Source organism: Aliivibrio sp. A6, from assembly GCF_028765505.1.
GTDB classification, from domain to species: Bacteria; Pseudomonadota; Gammaproteobacteria; order Enterobacterales; family Vibrionaceae; genus Aliivibrio; species Aliivibrio finisterrensis_A.
Genome location: NZ_JARACR010000096.1, coordinates 1 through 921 on the forward strand (window position 1 = coordinate 1; position 921 = coordinate 921).

The window sequence follows — 921 nt, forward strand, 5'->3', positions numbered from 1 at the left end:
TGGTGTGACTGCGTACCTTTTGTATAATGGGTCAGCGACTTATATTCAGTGGCAAGGTTAACCGTTTAGGGGAGCCGTAGGGAAACCGAGTCTTAACTGGGCGTTCAGTCTCTGGATATAGACCCGAAACCAGGTGATCTAGCCATGGGCAGGTTGAAGATTGAGTAACATCAATTGGAGGACCGAACCGACTAATGTTGAAAAATTAGCGGATGACTTGTGGCTAGGGGTGAAAGGCCAATCAAACCTGGAGATAGCTGGTTCTCCCCGAAATCTATTTAGGTAGAGCCTCGGACGAATACTACTGGGGGTAGAGCACTGTTAAGGCTAGGGGGTCATCCCGACTTACCAACCCTTTGCAAACTCCGAATACCAGTAAGTACTATCCGGGAGACACACGGCGGGTGCTAACGTCCGTCGTGGAGAGGGAAACAACCCAGACCGCCAGCTAAGGTCCCAAAGTTATAGTTAAGTGGGAAACGATGTGGGAAGGCTCAGACAGCCAGGATGTTGGCTTAGAAGCAGCCATCATTTAAAGAAAGCGTAATAGCTCACTGGTCGAGTCGGCCTGCGCGGAAGATGTAACGGGGCTAAACTATACACCGAAGCTGCGGCAATACAGTTTACTGTATTGGGTAGGGGAGCGTTCTGTAAGCGGTTGAAGGTGCGTTGTAAAGCGTGCTGGACGTATCAGAAGTGCGAATGCTGACATGAGTAACGATAAAGCGGGTGAAAAACCCGCTCGCCGGAAGACCAAGGGTTCCTGTCCAACGTTAATCGGGGCAGGGTAAGTCGACCCCTAAGGCGAGGCCGAAAGGCGTAGTCGATGGGAAACGGGTTAATATTCCCGTACTTCTTACAATTGCGATGGGGGGACGGAGAAGGCTAGGTGGGCTTGGCGACGGTCGTCCAAGTTCAAGT

At 51.2% G+C, this 921-nt stretch carries 1 rRNA gene; it reads left to right on the forward strand.

The window, feature by feature from the left end:
- Positions 1-921, forward strand: a 23S ribosomal RNA gene (locus PVK70_RS18750); the annotation flags it as partial.